Here is a 7,105-nt window from a genome sequence, read left to right as displayed (position 1 = left end):
CCGGAGCCAAGAGAGGTGCCACTTTTCTCAAAGAAACCTCGAAAATTCTGGCTTCGAGCCAAATCAAAAAATGTGTGTAATGACAAGGCTGCCAGCTTGTCCCACGCAGCGGCGATGTGGGAGAAAAGATGCTGATGCTCTGGCTCTTCTGGCTCGAAACGCTGGCCTTCATCGGCTTTATGTTTTGGGCAGTCTTGGTGCAACGCCCCAGCACGGTGGCGTTGACCGGCTATCACAAGGCGGCGCTGCTCGTGTACGGCATTGCGCTGCTCTATTGCCTGTATGGCTTCAGCGGATTTGCGCGGCGGCGGTTGGCAGCGCGCACGGCCTGAGAAATGAAAATGCCGAGACGTGAAATGCTCAAAACTACTGTCGCCGCGGGCGTCGGCGCGACGCTGGGCGGCGGACTGTCCGGCTTGGCCGCCGAATACGATAAATATGACGCGCTGGGTTTGGCCGCACTGATTGCCAAAAAACAGATCACGCCGCTCGAATTGCTCAACGCCGTGCGGCAGCGCTTAGAAGCGGTCAATCCAAAGCTCAATGCTTTTAGCCAGCTTTTCTTTGACCAGGCCGAAACGCAAATCAAACAAGGCTTGCCGCCAGGCCCGTTTCACGGGGTGCCCTTTGCGCTAAAAGATTTGGGCCAGTATCTGATCGGCACGATCACGTCAGCGGGCAGCCGTTTGTGGAGGAATTCAGTCGCGACTTACGACAGCACGCTGGTGCAGCGATACAAACAGGCCGGGCTGGTGATCTTCGGCAAAACGACGTCGCCGGAATTGGGGTTGACGACGACGACGGAATCCGCCGTGTATGGACAAACGCACAATCCCTGGGATTTGGCACGCACGAGCGGTGGTTCGTCAGGCGGGACTTCGGCGGCGGTGGCGGCGCGTATCCTGCCCGCCGCGCACGGCAGCGATGGCGGCGGTTCGATTCGCATCCCGGCCTCGTGTTGCGGCCTGTTCGGGATGAAACCGACGCGCGGGCGGGTGCCAATGGGGCCGGCGCAGTTTGAAGGCTGGAACGGCTGTTCGCATCATCACGCGCTGACGATTTCAGTACGTGACAGTGCGGCGTTGCTGGATGCAACAGCGGGCATGGAATTGGGTTCGCCGTACTTTTCGCCGTCGCCTGCGCGACCTTTTCTGCAAGAGGTTGGTACGCCGCCAGGCAAGTTGCGGATTGCGTTAATGCTCGAAACGCCGAGCGGGACGCCGTTGGCTGCCGAGTGCAAGCAAGCTGCGCTGGACGCGGCCAAGTTGTGCGAGTCGCTGGGCCACACGGTCGAAGAGCAGCCGCTGCCGCTGGATGGCGCGGCCATGCGGGCCGCGTTTCTGACCGTCTTGCAGGTTTCGCTGGCGCGCACCTTGGATGACGCCGCGCAAACGTTGGGGCGTCCTTTAACCGAGCAGGATGTCGAACCGGTGACCTGGGCGATGATGCAGGCGGGCCGCGCCAGCACGAGCATCGCATATTCGCGCGCGATTGCGGCTTGTCATCAGGTTGGGTTGGTAATGGCGAAGTTCCAGCAGCACTATGATGTTATTTTGAACCCCACACTGGCGAAGCCGCCGGTGAAGCTGGGCGTCTTGAGCCTAACGCCGGAAAGCATAGCAAGCTTTACCAAAGAGGTGACGGAGTTCAGTCCGTATACGTCGCTCTATAACGTAACCGGTCAACCCTCGATGTCAGTGCCATTGTCATGGACGCGCGATGGCCTGCCGCTGGGGCTGATGTTTTCGGCACGCTTTGGTGATGAGGCGACGCTTTTTCGGCTGGCCGCGCAGCTTGAAAAGGCGCAACCCTGGGCGGCTCGCCGTCCAAAACTTTGATTTTGGTTGTAATCGAATACTGGTAAAGCTCACGAGACTGTGACGGCGTAAGAACCGTCTGATAGTTATGTCATCCAAAAGCGGACAGCGCCGGGTTACCCCAAGCACCCGTCTAAGCATTCCTGCTGTTCTCTAAGTTTAGAGCTTGCCCTTATTGTAATCTTCCTGCTACGGGCCTGGATTCCCTGTCTCCCGCGTCAGGTCTGTGCACACACAGCAGGAAAACCTTCAACAGGAGAATTCACCATGCAACGAACTTTATGGCATGTCCTGCGCGCCAGCCTGCTACTCGCATTGAGCTGTGTTGCCGCGCAGGCCGTGCTGGCGCAACAGGGAAGCGTCACTGGCGCCGTCAACGATACGGCCGGGGCCGCCGTCATCACCGCGACGGTCGAGTTGATCAATCTGGCTGCGAGCAATGTGCGCACGGCGCGCCCCGATGCCAACGGTAAATACAGCTTCAGCGATGTCGCCGCCGGGCAATACCGGCTGGTCGTCAAGGCGCCTGGCTATAACGATCTGGGCAAGACGATCAAGGTCGAGAACGCGCCCGTCACCGAAAATTTCGAGTTGACGCCCGGCAATATCAAAGAAGTGATGAACGTCACCGCGTCGCGCGGTTTGAGCGCCGATCAGGATACGCCGCTCAACGTCTCGACTGAAACGGCGCAGACCATTGAAGAGAAATTGCCGGTCAGCCCCGGCGAAATTTTGAAAGACGTGCCGAGCCTGTTTGTCTTCAATAGCAACTCACCGCTCAGTTCGCCCAACCTGCGCGGCTTGCAGGCGAGCCGCGTCTTGCTGGTCGTGGATGGCGAACGCGTCAACAATTCGCGCACCGAGATTCAAACCTTCGGCGCGTCGCTCGGCAGTTATATTGACACCTTTAACATCGAGAACGTCGAAGTCGTCGCGGGCGCGGGTTCGTCGCTTTACGGCACCGATTCGCTGACCGGCACGGTCAACTTCACGACCAAAGAACCCGCGCGACCTGACAAGGGCTGGCTGCTGGGCGGCAAATTCCAGGGCCTCTACAGCACCAACGAAACCGGGCGCAAAGGCAATGTCACTGTCAATCTGTCCAATCCCAAATTCGCCATCAATTGGTCGGGCACGCTCTATCGTTTCGACAACTATCATTTCGGCGATCCGGGCAACGGCAGCGACATCGGCCTGGCCGCGATCAAAAAGCAGCAGGATGAATTGAAGTATCTGTCGAACAGCAACACCAGCCGCCAGGATTTCGAAATCAGCGATAGCTTCGTGAAAAACTTCGGCCTCGGCGTGCCGCAAAACAGCACGCGCACGACGGTGCAAAACTCGCTCAGCCACGGGGCGAACGGGTTTTGGAATATGTGGTTGCACCCGGCGGACAAGCATTCGATCCGCTTAAAAGCACAAAACAACCGGCTGGGTTATTACGGCTTCCCGGTGCAAGCCCCGGCCTATTGGCACGATCTGCAATGGACTTCGTTTGAGAAGAACGACAAGTATGGCGCGCGCTATAACGGCGTCGAATTCGGCGGCGCGCTCAAACGGCTGGCCGGTGGTTATTACTATCAGAAGCTGGTGCGCCCGATTGACAACATCACGCTCGTGACGCCCGCCGTGCGCCCGCCCTGCATTCGCGGGCTGTTTGAATCCGCCGCCAATTGTACGGCGGCGAATCAGGCGATCTTTCAAACGGTCACCCGCCCGTCGGCCTTGACCTTTAACAAACAAGTCGTCGTCACCAACGGTGCGGACGTGCAGGCGACCTTCCAGTTGATCCCGAAAAACAACCTGATCGCCGGTTATCAATTCTGGCGCGACAAATCGGGCGACGAATTGAATAGCAGCGTTTACAACACGACGCCGGGCACGCCGGGCCGCACGGTGCCGGTCTTTTCGCCCTTCGCCGGTTATACGTTGAACACCGCCATCCCGGTCATTGCAGGCAAAGGCACGGCGGACAGCTACAACCAGGAAAGCGCGCTGTTTTTTGCGGATGAACAGGACATCACGCGCTGGCTGAAAGTTTCGCTGAGCTACCGTTTCAGCCATTTCACCAGCAAGGTTTTTCAAGCGCCCGGCTTCCCGCTCGCCGGGGGCAAGGCGGCCATCGCCGGCCCCGCGCCCGACGGCATTGACCTGAGCGGCGCGACGCCCATCGCGCCGGTCGTCAACGGCACAGGCGATGTGTCTTTTACCAACAACGCGCACACCGGCAGTCTGGCGCTGATCGGGCGGCCCATGAACGGCGTGACGCTGTTTGGCCGCGTCGGCAACAGCGTGCGCATTCCGGCCTTGATCGAAACCTTCTTCTTCCGCGTCTTCAATCAAGGCACGTTCGCGTTCGTGTTTTATCCCAACGCCAATATCAAACCGGAACGCGGCGTCAATGTGGACACGGGCCTCAAGGTCACGAAGAAATACTTCCGCGCCGGGCTGACCTATTACAACAACACCTACACCAACTTCATCGAGCAGAGCGCGCCGATCTTGCAGGCGGGTGGCCCCGGCAGCGTGACCGCGCGCATCAACCAAGAGTTGGGGACGAACTTCGGCTTTGCCTTCTGGGTGCAGCGCCGCAACACGGGCCGCGCGCGTTCGCAAGGGTTGGAAACCGAATTTGAAGTGCCGATCAGTCTGGGCAGCGCCGGTTCGCTCAATCTGTCGAGCAACATGAGTTGGCAGCACGGCCAAGACCTGACGCCGACGTATGCGCAGCGTTGCGCGCTGGATCGCCAGGCGGTGTACAACAGCTATGTCGGCAGCAACTTTTTCAACTTCGGGACGCGCTCGGCCAGCACGGGCGGCGCGAATTGCCCGCTGACGGGTGTGCCCGCCTCGGTTTATACCGACGTGCCCTTTGAGCGCATCGTGCCGTTTATGGCTTCGACGACGTTGCGTTATCAGGAACCGAAGGGTCGCCTGTTCGCCGAATTGAACGCCCGGCAACGCACGCGCATTCACCGGCTCGATCCCGACTTGCAGGAAAACTTCCTGCGCTTCGGCTATTTCACCATGCGCTCATTGGCGGGGGTGACGACCTACAGCGCGCGCGGCGGTTATTCATGGTATCGCGAGAACGGACGGCTGTCGCTGAATCTGGCGCTCGACAATCTGAGCGATAAGTTTTACGCCGAGCCGTTCCAATACACGGCAGCGCGGGGCCGCAGCCTAAGCGTCGGCTTCACGGTCGAAGCATTCAATTTGCTGAAAGTTTTCGGCAAATAACCGTCACGGCGTTGGAACAAGACGGTTGCCACAGAGTCACAGAGTCACAGAGCCAGGCAGAGTAAAAAGAGAGAGCTCAAGCTTACCCTGTTGCGTTCACTCCGTGTCCCTGTGCCTCTGCGGCAAATTCTTTTTCCCTAGTTTTGCGGGCTTTGATTTCGATTTGCTTGCCGCACAGCGTGCGCTCTGGTTCAATGACGCCCGTGTCAACGAACCAATTTTCGAATCCTGATCCCTCCCTCCCAATCCAATTCGATCCAGTGAAAGTCGCGCATGTGCTGATGGTTGGCACGCGCGCGTTGGCGCTGTTCAAAACGGCGTTGGCCACGGGCGAGTGGCCGCCGTTTTTTGAACTGCTGGCCGATGATTTCACGCTCTATTTTCCGCACGGCAAGTTTCAGGGCCTGAGTGTTGGCAAGGCCCAAGGCGAAGCGTTTTTCCACTTGGTGACCGAGGCTTTTGGCGGCTGTCTGACCATCACCGAAGTCATGCGCGTCGCGGCGAGCGAGACGACGTTCATCTTCGAGTTTCGCAACGAAGGCCACTTGCGCGGGGCCGAATACAAAAACCGCGTGACGATTTCATGGGACATTCGCGGCGAACAGATTGTGGCGGCGCGCGAATACTTTGGCAGCGATGGCAAATCGAATTGAGGCCCTGGGTACGCATCGCTTCCAGCGTGCGGCCGGGGCCTCAGACAGTAATGATGCCGGAAGGGGTTTCCTTTCAGCATTAGCCGGTTTGACGCCACGCCTGCACGCTGGAAGCGGTGCGTACCCAGGGCTGAGCAATCGTCAATGACAGAGCAATCCAAAAACTATCCCGTCGTCGCCTTCCTGATTTGCTTGCTTGCATACGCGGCCAGCCAGATGGACTTGGCGCTGTTTGGTTACGTGCTGCCGCTGCTGCGCAAAGACTTCGGCTTCGGCATCGAAGTCGCCGGGCGCATCCTGGCGGTGTCGTTCCTGATCGGCAGCGTGCTGATTGTCTGGCTTGGCTCGATGGCCGATAAATTTGGGCGCAAGACGATGTTTCAATTCGCGCTGGTCGCGTCGGGCATCATCATCGCCCTGCATTCGTTGGCCCGTAGCGTCGAAATGATTACGCTGTTGCGCGGCTTGAGTATTGCCACCGGCGGCTTGCTCTATCCGGTGACGGGCGCGATTGTGGCGGAGGAAGCGCCCGCGCGGTATCGCGGCCTGTACGCCGGATTCTTGCAAACGGGCTATCCCTTCGGCTGGTTCATCGCGCCGTTTTTGGCCGCGCCGCTGCAACGGCATTACGGCTGGCGCGGCGTATTTTTGCTGGGTTTGTTGAGCCTGTCGCTGGTGTTGGTGGTGCGCTTCTTTTTGCGCGAACCGCAGCGCTTTGCTCAACAGCAAGCAGCGTTGGCTAAGCGCCGCCCGTTTGAACGCCTAGGCGAATTGTTCACGCCAGAGATGCGGCGGCGCACCGTCACGCTCTGGTTCGGGCAGTTTCTCTTCGTCATCGCTTACGGCGGTTCGGCGTTTTTGCTGCCGACGTACTTGCACGAAGCGCGCGGCTTTGAAGTCATCCAAGCGGGCTATCTTTCGGGCATCGCTAACGGCATTGGGATTCTGGGTTACATCTTCGCGGCTTTAGTCGGCGAATTCGTGTTGACGCGGCGCAACACGATCATCCTCTGGGCCTGGCTGGGAACGCTGGCGTTTCTCGCGCTGCTCTGGCTGGCTTCGACCTGGAGCGCGGTATTGGTGGCGTATGCACTAATGACGATGTTTTTTTACGGCACGGCGGCGGTCAAATTCGCCTTCATCGGCGAACACTTTCCGACGCGCTTGCGGGCGACGGGGCTGGCGTTTAGCGGTTCATTCGCCGTCACGCTGGGCAGCGCGCTAGGGCCGTTAATGGTAGCGTATGCGGTGCGGCACATCGGTTGGAACTGGGCGTTCTCATGTTTCGCCGTCGTGCCGCTGTTTTTATCCGGGCTGGTCTTTTTAGCATTGAAGCCGTTGCCTTCGGGGTTGGAAGTGGAGGCAATTGCAGCGTGAATCTAGCCGCAGATGGAC

The 7,105-nt window shown here is 59.0% G+C and carries 5 protein-coding genes; all 5 read left to right on the top strand.

Features of this window, described 5'->3' with window-relative positions; genetic code table 11:
• Nucleotides 1-128: 128 nt before the first annotated feature.
• The 5 genes from HY011_04920 (at nucleotide 129) to HY011_04900 (ending at nucleotide 7,087) form a co-directional block, all read left to right on the top strand.
• On the top strand, nucleotides 129-332 hold the full coding sequence (locus HY011_04920) for a hypothetical protein (protein ID MBI3422258.1): 204 nt from the start codon (nucleotides 129-131) through the stop codon (nucleotides 330-332).
• Nucleotides 333-341: 9 nt separating this feature from the next.
• Complete coding sequence (locus HY011_04915) at nucleotides 342-1,838, top strand: amidase (protein ID MBI3422257.1); 1,497 nt, start codon at nucleotides 342-344, stop codon at nucleotides 1,836-1,838.
• Between the two features lie 246 nt (nucleotides 1,839-2,084).
• Nucleotides 2,085-5,057, top strand: coding sequence for a TonB-dependent receptor (locus HY011_04910; GenBank protein MBI3422256.1), 2,973 nt, complete (start codon nucleotides 2,085-2,087; stop codon nucleotides 5,055-5,057).
• Nucleotides 5,058-5,338: 281 nt separating this feature from the next.
• Nucleotides 5,339-5,710 (top strand): nuclear transport factor 2 family protein, encoded by a 372-nt coding sequence (locus HY011_04905; GenBank protein ID MBI3422255.1) that lies wholly within the window; start codon nucleotides 5,339-5,341, stop codon nucleotides 5,708-5,710.
• Between the two features lie 144 nt (nucleotides 5,711-5,854).
• Entirely contained in the window at nucleotides 5,855-7,087 is a 1,233-nt protein-coding gene (locus HY011_04900) for an MFS transporter (GenBank protein MBI3422254.1), read from the top strand.
• Nucleotides 7,088-7,105: the final 18 nt, after the last annotated feature.

The organism is Acidobacteriota bacterium, from assembly GCA_016196035.1.
Taxonomy (GTDB): Bacteria; Acidobacteriota; Blastocatellia; order RBC074; family RBC074; genus JACPYM01.
This window is presented reverse-complemented; position numbering and strand designations above follow the sequence as displayed.

Excerpts from the sequence above, each read along its gene's own strand:
- HY011_04915 (MBI3422257.1), top strand. The coding sequence starts at position 342 with ATGCCGAGACGTGAAATGCTCAAAACTACTGTCGCCGCGGGCGTCGGC.
- HY011_04905 (MBI3422255.1), top strand. The coding sequence starts at position 5,339 with ATGGTTGGCACGCGCGCGTTGGCGCTGTTCAAAACGGCGTTGGCCACG.
- HY011_04910 (MBI3422256.1), top strand. The coding sequence starts at position 2,085 with ATGCAACGAACTTTATGGCATGTCCTGCGCGCCAGCCTGCTACTCGCA.
- HY011_04920 (MBI3422258.1), top strand. The coding sequence starts at position 129 with ATGCTGATGCTCTGGCTCTTCTGGCTCGAAACGCTGGCCTTCATCGGC.
- HY011_04900 (MBI3422254.1), top strand. The coding sequence starts at position 5,855 with ATGACAGAGCAATCCAAAAACTATCCCGTCGTCGCCTTCCTGATTTGC.